General features: G+C 55.0%; 10 protein-coding genes. 3 read left to right on the top strand and 7 right to left on the bottom strand.

The genetic code is table 11. The features are described 5' to 3' along the window. Positions 1 to 52 precede the first annotated feature (52 nt). Positions 53 to 2011 (top strand): YjhG/YagF family D-xylonate dehydratase, encoded by a 1959-nt coding sequence (locus K239x_RS19620; protein ID WP_145419879.1) that lies wholly within the window; start codon positions 53 to 55, stop codon positions 2009 to 2011. 38 nt (positions 2012 to 2049) lie between these two features. Here the strand turns inward: K239x_RS19620 and K239x_RS19615 are convergent, their stop codons facing one another. From K239x_RS19615 to K239x_RS19605, 3 genes are read right to left on the bottom strand one after another with little or no spacing between them, the layout of a single operon-like run. Next, entirely contained in the window at positions 2050 to 5190 is a 3141-nt protein-coding gene (locus K239x_RS19615; RefSeq protein ID WP_145419878.1) for a DUF1592 domain-containing protein, read from the bottom strand. Beyond that, positions 5190 to 7595: an SUMF1/EgtB/PvdO family nonheme iron enzyme gene (locus K239x_RS19610; RefSeq protein WP_419189177.1), complete on the bottom strand. Its 2406-nt coding sequence runs from the start codon at positions 7593 to 7595 to the stop codon at positions 5190 to 5192. The genes K239x_RS19615 and K239x_RS19610 overlap by 1 nt, the downstream gene beginning before the upstream one ends. Continuing rightward, positions 7592 to 8836 carry a DUF1552 domain-containing protein gene (locus tag K239x_RS19605; RefSeq protein WP_419189176.1) on the bottom strand — a complete coding sequence of 415 codons (1245 nt, stop codon included), beginning with the start codon at positions 8834 to 8836 and terminating at the stop codon, positions 7592 to 7594. The genes K239x_RS19610 and K239x_RS19605 overlap by 4 nt, the downstream gene beginning before the upstream one ends. Before the next feature lie 315 nt (positions 8837 to 9151). Here K239x_RS19605 and K239x_RS19600 point away from each other — a divergent pair, with 315 nt between their 5' ends. Beyond that, the gene (locus tag K239x_RS19600) at positions 9152 to 10078 is read left to right on the top strand and encodes a putative 2-dehydropantoate 2-reductase (RefSeq protein ID WP_145419875.1); all 927 of its coding nucleotides are present in this window, start codon (positions 9152 to 9154) and stop codon (positions 10076 to 10078) included. A gap of 266 nt (positions 10079 to 10344) precedes the next feature. On the opposite strand, the gene K239x_RS19595 is transcribed toward K239x_RS19600, so the two are convergent. The 3 genes from K239x_RS19595 to tdh all read right to left on the bottom strand — a co-directional run bounded on the left by K239x_RS19595 (position 10345) and on the right by tdh (position 14297). Continuing rightward, the gene (locus K239x_RS19595; protein WP_145419874.1) at positions 10345 to 11766 is read right to left on the bottom strand and encodes an O-antigen ligase family protein; all 1422 of its coding nucleotides are present in this window, start codon (positions 11764 to 11766) and stop codon (positions 10345 to 10347) included. Between the two features lie 242 nt (positions 11767 to 12008). After that, the gene (locus K239x_RS19590) at positions 12009 to 13193 is read right to left on the bottom strand and encodes a glycine C-acetyltransferase (protein WP_145419873.1); all 1185 of its coding nucleotides are present in this window, start codon (positions 13191 to 13193) and stop codon (positions 12009 to 12011) included. Positions 13194 to 13268: 75 nt separating this feature from the next. Continuing rightward, positions 13269 to 14297 carry an L-threonine 3-dehydrogenase gene (gene tdh / locus K239x_RS19585; protein WP_145419872.1) on the bottom strand — a complete coding sequence of 343 codons (1029 nt, stop codon included), beginning with the start codon at positions 14295 to 14297 and terminating at the stop codon, positions 13269 to 13271. A 298-nt stretch (positions 14298 to 14595) separates the two neighbouring features. On the opposite strand from tdh, the gene K239x_RS19580 reads away from it, so the two are divergent. Beyond that, positions 14596 to 15405 (top strand): CBS domain-containing protein, encoded by an 810-nt coding sequence (locus K239x_RS19580; RefSeq protein WP_145419871.1) that lies wholly within the window; start codon positions 14596 to 14598, stop codon positions 15403 to 15405. Positions 15406 to 15575: 170 nt separating this feature from the next. Here K239x_RS19580 and K239x_RS19575 read toward each other — a convergent pair whose 3' ends face one another. After that, entirely contained in the window at positions 15576 to 15965 is a 390-nt protein-coding gene (locus K239x_RS19575) for a hypothetical protein (protein ID WP_145419870.1), read from the bottom strand. Between the last annotated feature and the right edge of the window lie 196 nt (positions 15966 to 16161).

Here is a 16161-nt window from a genome sequence, read left to right as displayed (position 1 = left end):
GGTACGTTGTTTTGCCCCTGTTTGACCGCTTCGTTTGTTTGTGAATCGCACCATGGCCACCAATTATTTCGCCGCACCTGCCGACCCTGAATCATTGTTGACCAAAGCGGACGGCCCGACGGGATCCTTGCCGCTGAGCGACGAAATTCTACGCACGTGGAGCAGCGGCGATCTGTTTGGGCTGACCCAGAGCGTGGGAATGGGGTTCGACCCGCGACGTGTTTTGGGTGACCAGTATTTGATTCTCAGTACACAAGGCGGTGTGCGAAATCCCGACGGGACGCCGCAAGCTTTGGGCTATCACACCGGTCACTGGGAAGTTGGGTTGCTGGTGCAGGCCGCTGCTGAACAAATCACTTCGCACGAAGGTGTGCCGTTTGCTGCGTTTGTCAGTGATCCCTGCGATGGCCGCAGTCAAGGCACGCGCGGCATGTTTGATTCGCTGCCGTACCGCAATGATGCGGCGATCGTGATGCGACGACTGATTCGCTCGCTTCCGCGTCGAAAAGGCGTCGTTGGCATTGCAACGTGCGACAAAGGGTTGCCCGCGATGATGATGGCTTTGGCGGGGTGCGGTGACTTGGCAAACGTATTGGTTCCTGGCGGAGTGACGTTGCCGCCAACAGTCGGCGAAGACGCCGGGAAAGTGCAAACGATCGGCGCCCGATACAGCCGCGGTGAAATGACGTTGGAAGAAGCTTCGCTGGAAGGTTGCCGTGCATGCGGTACTCCCGGCGGCGGTTGTCAATTCTTGGGAACCGCTGCGACGGCGCAGGTCGTCGCAGAAGCTTTAGGGATGACGGTGCCTCACGCCGCGCTAGCGCCAAGCGGTCAACCGCTGTGGACACAGCTTGCTCGCGATTCGGCCGACGCGTCGCGAGAAATGCACGCCAGTGGTGTTTCGATGTCAGACATTTTGACCGACGACGCCATTTTCAATGCGATGTTAATTCACGCCGCCGTCGGAGGCAGCACAAACTTGTTGCTTCACATTCCTGCGATCGCCGCAGCAGCAGGATTAGAGCGACCTGATGCGGATGCATTTCGTGAGATCAATAAACTTGTACCCAGGTTTGTCGACTGTCTGCCCAACGGCCCGATGGGGCATCCGACGGTCCGAATGTTTTTGGCCGGCGGCGTGCCCGAAGTCGCGTGGCATCTGCGCGAACTGGGGTTGCTAAAAGCAGACGCAAAAACCGTTTCCGGAATGACGTGGGATCAGCTCTTGGATCAGTGGATCGATAGTGATCGACGTCGCGTCTGTCGCCAGCGATTGCAGTCCGCCGATGGAGTTGATCCTGATACCGTCATCATTCCGCCAGCGACTGCAAGAAAGATGGGGCTAACTAGCACCGTGTGTTTCCCGGTCGGTAACCTGTGCCCCGAAGGAAGCGTAATCAAGGCGACATCGATCGATCCGTCCGTCATCGATGAAGACGGCGTTTATCGTAAACGAGGCCCGGCTAGAGTTTTCAACACCGAACGTTCCGCGATCGCAGCGATCAAAGGCCAAAGTGAACCCGCGATCAAAGCCGGCGACGTGATTGTGTTGATTGGCCGTGGTCCGCTGGGATGTGGGATGGAAGAGACTTATCAAATCACGTCGGCACTGAAATACCTTTCGTTTGGCAAAGAAGTCGCCTTAGTGACGGACGCACGTTTTTCAGGCGTCAGTACGGGAGCCTGCATCGGCCACGTCGGACCAGAAGCACTCGCGGGAGGCCCGATCGCAAAAGTGCGTGATGGCGACGTGATTGAGATCGAAATCAATCGCAGCACCCTGGTTGGACGCGTTGATTTGATCGAATCCGGTGACGGGGAAGCGGCCGAATCGCTGCTGGTCAGTCGAACACCGCACCCGGATCTTTGTGTTGAAGCGGAGCTGCCCGACGACACAAAATTGTGGGCCGCGCTGCAGCAAGCAAGTGGCGGTACCTGGGGCGGATGCACCTTTGACGTGGACGAAATCGTCAAGACGCTGGAAGCCGGAATGAAGGCCCGAAAAGGCTAGCTCTGAAAAACGGCCTCAGAGGCGAAGCACGCCCGCGGTCACTTTGTCAAAAACGGTTCGCTTTTGGCGATGTGTGTCAGAAGTGCACGAATCGTCATGCCCTCTTTGCTTGCGGCGCTCAGGATGCGGTCGATGGTGGGACGATCTGTGGGTTCGATCGTCCGGCCCAACGCATACATCATTAGCTTTTCGGTAAACCCACGATAAAAGCGTCGTTCCTGCTTTAGGATCGCACGTTTGAATTCTAGGAAGTTTCGAAATTCGGTTCCGTTGGGAAGCACTCCGCTGGGGTCGATCGCTGCCCGTTCGCCCCAGTACTGATTGACGGGTTTTTCGCCGTCCGTTTGAACTCGCCATTGACCGATGGCATTGAAATTTTCCAGTGCCAAACCGTACGGGTCGATGCGTCGATGGCAGTGGTTGCAAGTGGTTTGTTCGCGATGAAGTTCCAGTCGCTCTCGCACGGAGAGTTGTTTGCCGTTTAAATTCGGTTCGACTTCGCCAGCGTTGGGAGGTGGGGGCGGCGGCGGATCGTTGAATAAAACGGTCAGCAGGTATTTACCGCGTTCGACTGGTTTGGTGCGACTGCCGTCAGCGCCCCAAAGGTGAACGCCCGCCATCCCCAGCAATCCCCCTCTCGCTGCCGAAGCCGATTCGGCTAAATACGTGTCTTCCAATAACTGCCGCTGATCTTGCGAACGCTGGGGGCCGGCGACATTCAACGCCGCCATGATTTCCGGCGCGATCGTCTCGGCCTGAAAGTAAAACCCGCCGTCAGAGTCGCCGTTTACGATCTTGATCAGGACATCGTTCTTGCCTACGCGAAGCGAAACCGTCACGCGTTCTTGGTTGGGTTCAATCGCGCGAATGGCGTAGTTGGACAGCACACGATCTCCGTTGACCCACACTTTGATCGCATCGTCGCTGCCCAGCGCAAGTGTCAAATCCTGTGCGATCTTGGACTCGATCTTTCGGTACAGATAGTAGGCCGAGTTTTCCTTGGCAAAGACCTGGTGGATTTTACCATCATGCCAATCGCTGTGCTGGGTCCATCGAAGTCCTTTCCACGGGAGTTGGTCAATCGAATCGTCCAGCGAGACTTTCTCTTCGGGGGGATACCGCTTGTCAAAAACGCTGTGCGGGCTGGTTCCTGTGAACGGACCGACCATGTGAATCGGCCCGATCCCAGGCTCGTTTCTTAACCGCAACTTTGCCTGTTCCATCCAGGCATCGGCTTTGACTAGCGGGACACGTCGAAAATGATTTCCCGCAACTTTGTTGATGTCGTAGTAGGTCGCTAAGCGTTCATTCAGCATCAGCCATCCACTGCTCAAAAAAGATCGCAGACTCTCGTCGTTGTGCAAGACTTCGCGGAAGAACGCCAAAGGTTCTTGCACAATGTCTTGGTCCAGCCCAGCGAACTCCGTTTCATAGAACTTGGGAAAGATCTTGTCGTCCGGCTGAAAACGATTGAACTCGTCGACTTTCAACCATTGCCGTGCAAATCCGTCGACGAAACCCTCGCTGCGCACGTCCGCCAGCATGCGATCAATTTGTCGGTCAATTTCTGCGGGCGTTTGCGTCAGCCTTCCGGAGGCGGCAGCACGAAAAAGTTCATCGTCAGGTTTGGACGACCAAAGCAGGTAGCTCAAACGCGTTGCCGTTTCCATGTCAGTCAATTTTCGCGGGCGGCTCGATGCGTCTTCGCGAAGGTAAAGGAAATTGGGCGAACACAGCATTGCCGTGATGCCCGTCTGCATCGCTTGCTGAAACGATGCTCCCGATACCAGATCCATCTTGACGAGACCGATGATGGCATCCAGTTCGGCTTTGGTGGTTGGCCGTCGAAAAGCACGAGGCAGCAATCGCGCGAACGCCTTGGTCGCGGTTTCCAACGTTCGCTGCGAGACCGCAGGGATTCCGTCGGGAAAAATAGCCTGCATGCTTGGGGGCGGGAAATCTGGTTGCAGCGGGCCCGTGACTTCGATCCACTGCAAATGCAATTTCGGTAACGGTTTCGTGTCGATCACATTGGGCCGATAGCCGCTGCGCATGTTGGTCCCGTATACCCCTTCGGCTCGCATCCTTGCTTTCGCACGAAGCGATTCCATCGGTTTGCCATCATCAAACAACTGGTTCGCATCGCGAAAAGCCTTGGCTACTACCTGAGTTGTTTCGTTGAAACGCGTTCCATTGACAATCGAAACTCCAAACTCTCCGGGGATGGCGGCGTCAAATGTTTGCTCGTGTTCGTAGATTTGCGGATCGTTTCGATCTGCATCGACTCGGAAGCGAGCCAGTCGGCCCAACGATCCGAAAGTCAAATCCATAAATACCGGTGCGTTGGTCTTCCCAGGATCAGCCGCCGCGCGGACCCGGATTCGATAACGACCGGTGACGGGGATCTCGGTATTGGTGGACGGGTGGCGGAGCTTTCCAAAGGTTCGGGCGCCGCTTTGCATGACAGTCAGAAACGGATCGTCGATCAAGATGGCCCGACGTTGGAGCAAGTAGCTCATCGCAGAATCGCGCGTGTCAACAAAATCAAAGTGCAGTGTTTTGGTGGGAATCGCAGGCGGCCGAAAGACGATCGCGCGATCGGCGACCGCGCCGCCAACATCGATATAGGCCTGCATCAGCGAAGGATCCACCAGTAACGCTCGGCTTAAGCGATCAAAACCTTGGATGCTGCCGTCGGGCGGCAGGTCCTCTAGCGGTCCTTCGCCGTCAACGAATTCTACATTCAGCAAATCGCGAACCGTGTTGGCATACTCCGATCGACTCAGCCGACGCATGACAACGCGTCCACCCGTACTTTGGATACTTCGACGCATTTGCGACAGGTTGTTGGAAATCCATTCGGTCACGTCAGCCAGTTCGTTCTCCGTTGGACGTGGTTCACCTTCGGGCGGCATCTCGTCCAGATTGATGCGGTCCAGCACCTCCACCCAATGTCCCGAAGATTCGCGTGCGCTGAAATCAGCCGCCAAGTTATCCAGCCGCAAATCGCCTTCGGCCACATCCGCGTCGTGGCAAGCGTTGCAATGTTTCTTGAAAAAAGGTTGCACGGTCGATCGAAACGCTGGCGCATCGACAACGGGAGTCGCAGCGTCGGCGGTCACGCATTGATAGATGACGCAAGCCAACGTGATCACAACCATCCGTTTCAAATTGCTCATCAAAATCCCGATACTTCCAAGTGAGTCGCTGTGCTGCGAAACGATTTTAATTCACTGTCCGTCAGAACTAGGTTCGCACGATGCAGTCGGACGCGAACCCCTTTTGGCAATGCCGCCAGTTGCTGGATGCCTAAGGCCGTGACCTTCGGCATTAACGCATCGCTCCGGTCGCCCACGTTTATCGATCGCACTTGGTCCAATTTCGCGAGCCAACCTAGTCCCGCATCACTGACACTTTTGCCGGCGAGCGTGACTTGATTTAGGTCAGGGCATTCGGTGAGCGGTTCGATGGCTTCTCCGGTGATTCCCGGGGCCACGAGAACGAATGCGTACAGATTTTGGAGACGCCAGAAATAAGCAAATCCGGCGTCGGTGATCGACGAGTCAGGGCCGTCGATTTCAACGCGGCGAAGTCCCGTCATCTCGCTTAGCTGCATGATGCCATGGTTGGTCAGACTCTCGCTTCCGATGCGAATTTCACTGAGCCAGTTGTTCGATGCAACCGCATTGATCGTCAGGTCACCAGCGTTGGTGCCTTGCAGGCGAAGTGTTTCAATTCGCGGCAATTTGCCAATGATCGCCAGCCCGTCGTCTGTCAAATGCGGGCAGTCCGAAAGCGACAACAATCGGAGTTGTTTAAAATGGACGATCTGTTGCAGCCCTGCATCGGTGATTGGCCCGGACAAGTGCAGTGACTTGAGAGTCTTTGCCGATGAACGCAAAAGCAGAAAGTCGTCGTCGGTGAAATGGCGACACTGAAAGTCCGTCAGCCTTTGGCTGGCGACCTTCTTCAGCACCGCTCCAGTCGCTTGCGTCCCAGGGACGTGCAACGATTCGATCTCAGCAAGTTCGGGGAGATGCTTGAGTCCCGCGTCGGTAATTCCGTCACCATGCAAGTTGATCGAACGCAGTTGGTTCATGCCAGACAGGCAGGTCATCATCTTGTCGCTCAGCCCAACGGTTCCAGTAATCTGCAACAGCTGGATCTCTGGTTTGTCGGCCAACGGAGCCAAGTCGGCGTCGGTGATTCCGTTGCCTGTGCCGCTGAGGATCAAGCCTGTCAAATGTTTTGCTCGAGTCAGCTTCTGGATGTGCTGCCCGGTCAGATTGCCGCGCGCGTTGACTTCAATGTCGATCGGTTCGTCGAGGTCGCCGATCGCGCTGAAAAAGTCATTCGTCAAATGCCGGTCGTCCACGACGATTGTCAGTTTGCCTTTTCGCCGTTCACGGAGCTCTCTGGTCAATTCAGGCAAAGCTGCGCGGGCGGCTTCGCTGCTTTGGAAGGACTGCCGTGCCGCGGCGACTGCCGACGCGGGAGCATCCATGGCGACACGGAATCCGACGTAAGCGGCAGCGTCGCTGGCGTCAAAATAACCGCGGCAAGCACTCCGAACTTGAATCGGCGACGTAAACCAAGAGCCTCCGCGAATCACTCGCCAGTCACCCTGCTGCGTCCAATTTTGCAGATTGACAGGATCGATCGCGCGGTTGCGAACAGCTTGATGCCCGGTGGTTTTGAACTGATCGTAAAACGTGTCGAGATACTTGTCTTCGCACCACTCCCAAACATTGCCGTGCATGTCGTGCAAACCGAAAGGGTTTGCCATGTAATGACCCACCGGCGATGTAAACACGTGACCGTCGTCCTGGTCGGCATCCAGGTCGATGATCCACTGCCGCATCACACGTCCGGGAGCAACTTTTTCGAGTTCCGAATTAGCCACGTTGGCATGGTTTTGGATCACACCGCGAAATTCGTTGCCGAATGAAAACAAAGTCTGCGTTCCCGCGCGAGCCGCGTACTCCCACTCTGCTTCGGTAGGCAATCGATACGACTGGTTCTCCTTCTTTGAAAGCCACCTGCAAAACGCTTTGGCGTCGGAAAAACTGACACCGACGACTGGATGGTCGTCGGTTTGCTCAAAACCGGGGTTGGTCCAATTCAGATCCCTTTTTTGACGAAATGATTGCTCGTGATCGGGGGCATTAGGATCCGGCGCGGGGTCCCAGCCAACGATTCCAGAGGGGGTGCCTCTCGCATCTTTCTCAGAAGTGCTGCTGCGCATTTGGCTGGTCGTCTCGAAGCTGGTGTCCTCGACAAAGCGAGCGAATTGGCCTCGTGTCACTTCGGTCGTCGACAAGTAAAACGGCTTTGTCAGAATGACTTGGTGCTGGGGAACAGCGTCTTTGACGTTGTAGGCGGCATGGTCGCGTCCAAATGATTCGATCGAAGCGGCCCCTCGTTCGAACCGGTCGGCAGGGAGTAATTTCAACTCCATACCGATGCGATTGGTCGTTGTCGGCAAGTCGACTTGCTGGTCAAGAACTTCCGCGCATTCGGTAGATGGGCAGAACACCGTGGTCGCCAATACTGTCACGATGCAAAATGCAAAGGTTCGACTCATCCAATCAGCTCGTCGATTGGGCTGGTGCTGTCCTGAAGTCGATCGACCTTGACTCCGACTCGGTCCGCCATCGTATGCCATACGCGAGCAAGCGGTGTTTTGTCGTCTAGTTCAAGATGCGTTTGGTGTTGAATGCCCAGCGATTCGCCGCCAAAGATCGCTGTGGGCAAACGGTCGCGTGAGTGATCCATTCCCGCACTGGATGAATAGGCCAGCGCGGTGTGATCCAGCAGGCTTGTGCCGTCGGGTTGCTCGATTGACTGAAGCCGATCAAGGAACTGTTTCCAAAAACGCATGTTGATTTCGTCGACCTGGGCCAGTTCTGACAAGTTCTTGGGATCGTTGTTGTGGTGCGTCAGTGCGTGGAATCCTTTGCTGACGTTGTGAACAGCATAAGTTCCACCGGCCAGTTCACGACGAACGTTGTAGGTGATCACTCGAGTCGAATCGGTTTGAAACGCCAAAGCAACTAAGTCGTACATCAGTTTTTGATACACGCCATAGTCAAATTCTTTTGAATCGGGAGTGAGCGATTGGCTGTAGTTTCCCAAGTCATTTAGGCGTGGTTCTGGTTTGGGTTGGTTGGACCAATCGATGTCGCGTTGAAGTTGGCTTTCGACCTCGCGCACGGCCGAGAAGTATTCGTCCAATTTGGCTTGGTCGTTTTTGCCAACCTTGCGCTGAATCTGATTGGCTTCATCACGAACGTAATCCAGTATGCTCCCGCGCCGCCGGAAATTGTCATCCCGATTCGCTGCTTGGCTCGCGTCTTCCACGCCAAACAATCGGTTGAACAAAACGTACGGATCATTTTCAGCGGCCAGAGGAATCCCGCTTTCGCTCCACGACAGCGTCGCCAAACCTTGTTGTCCAAAATTCGTGCCGCGCCGGATCGAAAATTGCAAAGAAGGAAAACGTGTCTTTTGTCCGATCGATTTCGCAACGACTTGATCAGCCGAGATGCCCCCTTTGATACCCGAAGTGGTCCAGCCTTCGGTTCCTGTCAAAAACGAGTAGTCGCCGGTATGTCCGCCGCCGTGCTGAAGTTGCAATCCGGAGATGATCGTCATGCGTCGACGGTAGTCTTCCAGCGGTCGAACGATTTGTGGCAACTCGCAATCGTTGCCTGTCGTGGTCGGAAAGAACTGATGCAAATTCATTCCCGTTCCGAAGTGCGCGACCATCATCCGGGCCGGCACGTCGGGGAACGCGCCGGCCGCCCATGACTTGCGCGGCATCATCGCGGAAAGGGCCGGTAAAGTTAGCGACCCGGCCACACTTCGCAGAACGGTTCGTCGTGACAGCGGAGAGGGCATGCAGAATGGCCGATTCGGGATAAGCGAGGCGGGAAGGGCGACGTGTCGGAAACGCTGAAGGCAAATCGTTAGCGATCGGCCGAACACGCTCTAGTTTAGACGAAAACGCGAGGCGAATTCAGGCGATCTCCCAACACCGAGACCACGGCGTTTTCCTATCGGATACCTGTTCGCTACGTGGGGTTTGGGGTATCAAAAGCGTTTGTAGACCACTGAGATCCCCTTTTGCACGATAGGCCCATGAAACGAAATTCCTACGCGATCATCGGTAGCGGAGCCTTGGGAGGTTTGTATGGCGGGATGTTGGCCAAGGCAGGGTTTGATGTCCACTTCCTGCTCAATAGCGATTATCAGCACGTCAGTGAGCAGGGGCTGAAAGTGCAAAGTACCTGGGGCGACTTTCATCTTCCCCAGGTCAATGCCTACGACAACGCCGCCGCCATGCCGGCGTGCGATGTGACCATCGTGGCTCTCAAGACGGTTCGCAATCATCTGTTGCCAGACTTGTTGCCCGCGACCACCCGCGAAGGAGGCGTCGTATTGGTGTTGCAAAATGGGCTGGGCGTCGAAGTCGAATCGGCAGCGATCGTTGGAGAAGATCGCGTGTTGGGGGGCTGCTGTTTTTTGTGTAGCAACAAGGTCGGTCCCGGGCACATCCACCACATGGATTTTGGGCGCATCGTGTTTGGAGAATACAGTCGTCAAGAAATCACACCACGTGCCCAAACGATTTGTGACGAACTTAATTCCGCCAACATTGATGCGCAAGTTTCGGCTGACCTTGGCGCCGTCCGTTGGCGAAAATTGATGTGGAACATCCCGTTTAATGGGCTCTCGGTAGCGCTCAATGCATCGACCAAGGAGATCGTGGACACCCCCAGTTCTTTCGCACTGGCCGACGCAATCATCCGCGAAGTTCATCAAGGCGCTGCGGCTTGCGGAGTGGATGTGCCCGAGTCCGCGATCGCGAAAACGATGGGCAATACCGTTAAGATGGTTCCGTATGACAGCAGCATGCGAATCGATTATCTCAACGGTCGCCCGATGGAACTGCAGGCAATCTTGGGCAATCCGCTTGCTGCGGCCAAAGCAAGCGGACACGAAATGCCCCGTGTCGAGATGCTGTATCAATCGCTCCAATTCATGGACAAAGCAGCAGGCAAATAGCTTGTCCAGGCAAATGTGCGAAGGTCGTTTCAGCCGCATGGGCGCCCGTCGCGTTTCATCGCGAATGCAAGATCAGCCGCTACAGTCGCCAGCTTCTTTCGCGTACCCTCCAAGCGTAGGACGGTAGAACGCTAAATCGGGTGAGGGCGTTTTCTTCCCCGATACCTTTCGTTGAACAGGTGGCAGCAGACGCACCCTGTTCCATTCAGCACTGCTGCGGCTGATAGTTCGGTCATTCGATCAGCAACCCGTAGACGCCAAAACGGCTATCCAGGGATCATGTTTGGATTTCGTTGGCCGCTGACTTCGGGGTAGCCCAGCGAGTTTATTTCACTTGTCGCGGCGACTGGTTCGGCGGCAAACCCACGTTGGTTGATCGTGACAGCGACGCCAGCCATGAAGAACAAGAACATGTGGACCATCGGAATGATCAGCATGTCGTGGAACATGCTGTTGCAGAAATAGGTCGCCAGAGCACCCAGGATCAGCAGGCCAACGTTTCTGGCTTGAGGCGTGCTGATACGTTGACGCACCAGTTTCCAGCCAATCAGTGTGATGGTGACCAGCATTCCGATAAACAATGAAAATCCGGTCATCCCAGTGTCGACTAGGACGGCCAAGAACGTGTTGTGTTGGTAGTAGGTTTTGACGCTGGTCAGCGGCTTGTCGTACGAACGATCATCGCAGTACGGTTTGTTGTTTTCAAAATACCGGCCAAAACCATGGCCAGCGATGGGCTTGTCTTTAAACATTTCCCACGCCACGATCGCCAGTAGCGGGCGCAGTTCGATTGACTTGGCCGCTTCGACGGCAGATAGATTCTTGTCGCGTTTCATTTCCAGCAGTTGGTCCTTTAGACCCAATGCCAACGCACCGGCAAACATGACGGCGGTCGCAAGCCCCAAGATGCGTACCCAACGCGGCAGATAGACAAATCCGATAATCGCAACAGCCAGCATCAGTCCGACCCAAACACTACGAGTCAACGTAGCGTACGAACCCAGTGCGATGATCCCCGCAGCACCGGAGTAAACGAATTTCATAGGACGCGAACACGAAAAGAAATTGACAACGCAGGAAACGAATCCAATCGTCATCAAGAATCCATTGGCCACTGGGTTCATCAACGGGCCTCGTCCGCGGCCAAAGAACTCCCATCGTTCGGAATCCAAAATGTATTTGGGAAATACTGCGGCGTTGATTCCTTTGATTTCGCACAACGCCGTGATTGCCAAGTAGACGGTCAGTCCAATCATGACATTGCAGAACCAGCGGATGTCGGATTCGCGAATTTGCACCAATCGCGAGACCAGGTAGATGCCAGCCGGCATCACCAAGTAGAACAGCCAGCGCGAAAAAGATCGACTCGCGTAGGGACCACTGCCTTGGCTCATTCCGCTCACGAAAAACAACAGCAGGATGCAGACAATCAGGACGTCAACACGCGTGATTTTTGAAAACTGATTATTGCCCAGTCGCCAATGAATGACGGCCAGCAGCAGCATGGCGCCCCAGAGCACTCGGTCCAAGCTGATTTGAATTGGCCCATCCACCGAGAAAAAGTCGGGGCCAACGACCGTGCCAGCCAGCAACACGATGGTTGCAAAACGAAAAAGGCGTCCGCCATGGGCAAGCGGGATCATCCAAATGATCCCAGCGAGCGAAAACAGTACGATCAGGAATTCCATCTTTTTCTTCTCGTCGCGTTCGCCGGTCCGGTCATCCAGGCGGAGACCGCAGCGAAGTCGTTTCAGGTGGTGACGGTTACAACGATTGGCCGACGGTAAAGTCCGCAGGACCAGTCACACAGTCGGCGCGCACCGACTGATACTGAAACATAGGTTTCAACTAGATGCCGTGCCGTCGCACGCGCTGAGTCGCAGTCGTTCTGCGAAGAGAGTTGCCATCGCTCGGCTTCGTCAGCCAGTGATCAAATGCCTAGTTCGTTTTTTGCTTCGGCGAATTTGGCGACAGCAAAGGCGAGGTCTTCTTGGCTGTGCGCGGCGGAGATCTGCGTGCGAATTCTGGCTTTGCCTTGTGGCACGACCGGGTAAGAAAAGCCGATCACGTAAATGCCTTTTTCAAGCATCTTGTCGGCCATCGTTGCTGCCAGCGCAGCGTCGCCCAGCATGATGGGCACGATCGGGTGTTCGCCGGGTAATAGCGTAAAGCCGAGTTTGGATAGTTCGGTACGAAAGTACTTGGTGTTTGCTTCCAGCTGGTCGCGAAGCTGAGTTGAGTCGGACAGCAAGTCGATCGCTCGGATCGAAGCCGCGACGATCGGCGGCGCGACCGAGTTGGAGAAGAGGTAGGGCCGCGATCGCTGACGCAGCAGTTCGACGATCTCACGTTTACCGCTCGTGTATCCGCCGCTGGCTCCTCCCAGTGCTTTGCCCAACGTACCCGTGATAACGTCAACGCGATCGATCACATCGTGATGCTCGTGCGTGCCCCGCCCTCGTGGTCCCATGAAACCGACTGAGTGCGAATCGTCGACCATCACCAACGCGTCGTATTTGTCGGCCAGATCGCAGATTCCTGGTAGGTTGGCGATCGTGCCGTCCATGGAAAACACGCCGTCGGTCGCGATCAGCCGAAAGCGAGCTGCGGAGGCTTCTTTGAGTTTTGCCTCCAAATCCGCCAAGTCATTGTTTCGGTAGCGAAAACGCTGCGCTTTGCAAAGTCGAATGCCATCGATGATCGATGCGTGGTTCAGTTCGTCGGAGATGATCGCGTCTTCTTTGGTCAACAGCGTTTCAAACAAGCCGCCGTTGGCATCGAAACAGGACGTGTAAAGAATCGTGTCTTCGGTGCCCAAGAAATCACTGAGCTTGGATTCCAGTTCTTGATGAATGGCCTGCGTTCCGCAGATAAATCGCACCGACGACAATCCGTAGCCCCACCGCTCTAAACCATCCTTGGCGGCTTGGTTGACTTCGGGATGCTCGGCCAATCCCAAGTAATTGTTCGCGCAAAGGTTCAGTACTTTGGTGTCGTCGCCGACACGGATATGAACATCCTGTGGCGAAGTGATCGTGCGTTCGGACTTGTACAGTCCCAAGTCACGAATGGTTTGCAGTTCGCTCTGAAGATGGTTTTGAAAGTCGCCGTACATAGATGGGAGGCTCCGGGTTCCTGGATAAACGCAAGCTAGATTCGGGGGGTCAGCGAAGGAGTGAATGAGTTGGCGCTAGGTTTTCCAGTTCAGGATCACTTTGCCGGATTCTCCCGACATCATGACGTCGAACCCTTGTTGGAAATCGTCGCAGCTAAATCGGTGCGTGATGATCGGCGAAATGTCCAAGCCACTCTCCAGCAGCACCGTCATTTTGTACCACGTGTCGTACATTTCGCGTCCGTAGATGCCTTTGATCGACAGCATGTTGAATACGACCGTGTTCCAATCGATGGCGATGTCTTCCGAAGGAATGCCAAGCATCGCGATTTTCCCTCCGTGGCACATTTGTGAAATCATTTCGCGAAACGCGCTGCCGTTGCCGGACATTTCCATGCCTACATCAAACCCTTCTCGCATTCCCAATTCTTTGACTGTTTGCTGAAGCGATTCAGTTCGGACGTCGACCGTTCGCGTGGCTCCCATCTTTTCGGCAAGCTTTAGCCGCCACGGATTGACATCGGTGATGACAACGTTGCGTGCTCCCGCGTGCTCGGCAACCGCCGAAGCCATGCAGCCGATCGGGCCCGCGCCCGTGATTAACACGTCTTCCCCCAGAATCGAAAAGTTCAGCGCCGTGTGCACCGCGTTGCCCAGCGGATCAAAAATCGATGCAATATCACGGTCGATCGACGGATCATGTCGCCACACATTCGTCATCGGCAATGCGATGTATTCGGCAAATGCTCCCGGACGGTTCACGCCGATCCCCTTGGTGTCGGCACAGTAATGGCGTCGGCCGGCCATGCAGTTTCGGCAGCGTCCGCAAACAACGTGTCCTTCTCCGCTCACTAAGTCGCCCACTTGGAAGTCCGCGACGTTCGAACCGACTTCGACGATTTCGCCAACGAATTCGTGCCCCACCACCATCGGTACCGGAACGGTGCTCTGTGCCCATGCGTCCCACTTGTAGATGTGAACATCAGTTCCGCAAATCCCTGTGCGATCAACTTGGATCAAGACATCATTGATGCCGATCTCCGGTTGCGGAACGTCTTCCATCCACAGTCCTGGTTGGCTGTCGCGTTTGACGAGTGCTTTCATGGCGAAGGTCGGCTTGCTCTGAGCTACTGGGATAGACAAACAATCAATCGAAACGGTGCTTCGGAATCGACACTTATCATCCCGCAGGCACACCCAGTCGGCTATAGGACGTCATGACAGGGGCGTCGTTGTTGCCCACGCGGTCATGCTGTGGATTGATTGATTTTCCTCGGCTACTTTCGGATTTCTTTGCACCGTGTCTGACAAGTCGTCGCCGACTGTCTGCAAACGCTCTGGATCGGATACAATCCTAAGATTCTTGTAATGAAATTATGCGGCGGCCAAAGGAAACTACTTGATGTCCCCCACCCCAATCGAGTACATCACCAGCGAGTGCCCCAATGGTCATCGAGTGCGTGGTGACATTGGATGGCTCAATCGTGAAGTCTGTTGTCCACACTGCAAGACAGAGTTTACGTTCAAGCGTCCTGATGGCACGGCGGTCGAAGTGATCGCGCCCGATGGATCGAAGCTTAAAAAACGCTCCAACGTGAGCGATACCAGTGTGATGAAAATCTTGGGCGACTTTGCTGATGCAGCCACCAAAGACGACGGCACGACACGTCATTGCCGAGAGTGTGGAGCGACGTATCCCAGTTACGTCGTCAATTGCTACAACTGCAACGTGCCGTTGGGAAAACTCGGCGGTGATACTGAGGACGCGGCCGATGGCAGTCAGGAAACGGCAGCGGAGCATATCGATTTTCAGCCTATCAGCCCGTTTCCATTCGAAGACGTGACTGTCCGAAATGTCATGCGTCCGCGAAAGGAAATTCAGTTCCTGGACGTCGGTGACTCCCTAGCCGAACTTCTGCAGGAAGCTCGCAAGACGCGTCACACCCGCTACGTCGTTTGTGATTGTTCGCTGGATAAGGTTGCGGGATTGGTGCATATCGAAGACATCGTGTTGGCTGACGAAAATACATTCGATATCAAGGATGTTCTGCGTCCAATCGAACTGATTTTGGAGTCGACACCGGTGAGCGAAACGCTGTTGCGATTGCAAAAGGCTGGCGAGCCGATTGCATTGATCGTGGACGAATTCGACACCGTCATCGGGATGACCACGGTAAAAGATGTCATGCTGAAATTGCTGAAAAAAGGGTAGCAGTTGTCCGGTGCACTTTTTTCTTGCGGGACCATGGCATGATCGTGACGATCGAATTGACGTCATCAATCCGGCCAACGGTGAAGTGATCGATTCATAGCGCCCGTTGGCTGATCTTAGTGCCGTTGGCTAATGCCGTTTGCCAAATCCTGGTTAGAGACGACAAAGGGTTATCGTGGCAGCTGTGGACCAACGGCAGGGGTTGGTGCTTGGTCGCTAGCGACATCGGCCATCGTTCGCGATTCTAATCCTGCGATCACGAACAGTCGACGCATGCCGACCATCAGTTGGTGCCAGTGCTGAATCATTTCCGGAGTGCCCGTGTGCAAAGCGTCTTTTCGATCAAACCCTTGCTCGCTCACACGGATGCTGGGTTCCAGATGCAGAAGTGCTTCCAGCATCAAGTGATCTTGGCAGTCCGACTCGGTCAAGTCTTGGTCGTCGTAAATCCAAATGTGTGATTGCAACGCGTGGTCGATAGCCGCCAGAGCTGCTTTTTCGACGGTGTCGGCTTGCAAAACGATTTGAACGGGTCCGCACTGAACGTAAAACTTGGCCATGACGAGGCTCCTCCGTGAAAGTAAATGTTTTGAGCGAGCAACCAATCACTCGCTGACACAAACAAGATCGCAGACGGGCGGACAAGTCTGGTCCGTGGCATAAAAACACCGTGTTTCGCTGCGTGCGATGGCTGTGGCAGGACGCGTGCCTTGGCCCAAATCTGATAAATGGGCGGCAATCAACGTTCTACTTAGC

This window comes from Stieleria marina (assembly GCA_007741555.1).
Lineage (GTDB): Bacteria > Planctomycetota > Planctomycetia > Pirellulales > Pirellulaceae > K23-9.
The sequence above is the reverse complement of the archived record's forward strand: the minus strand, read 5'-3'. Positions and strand labels throughout refer to the sequence as shown.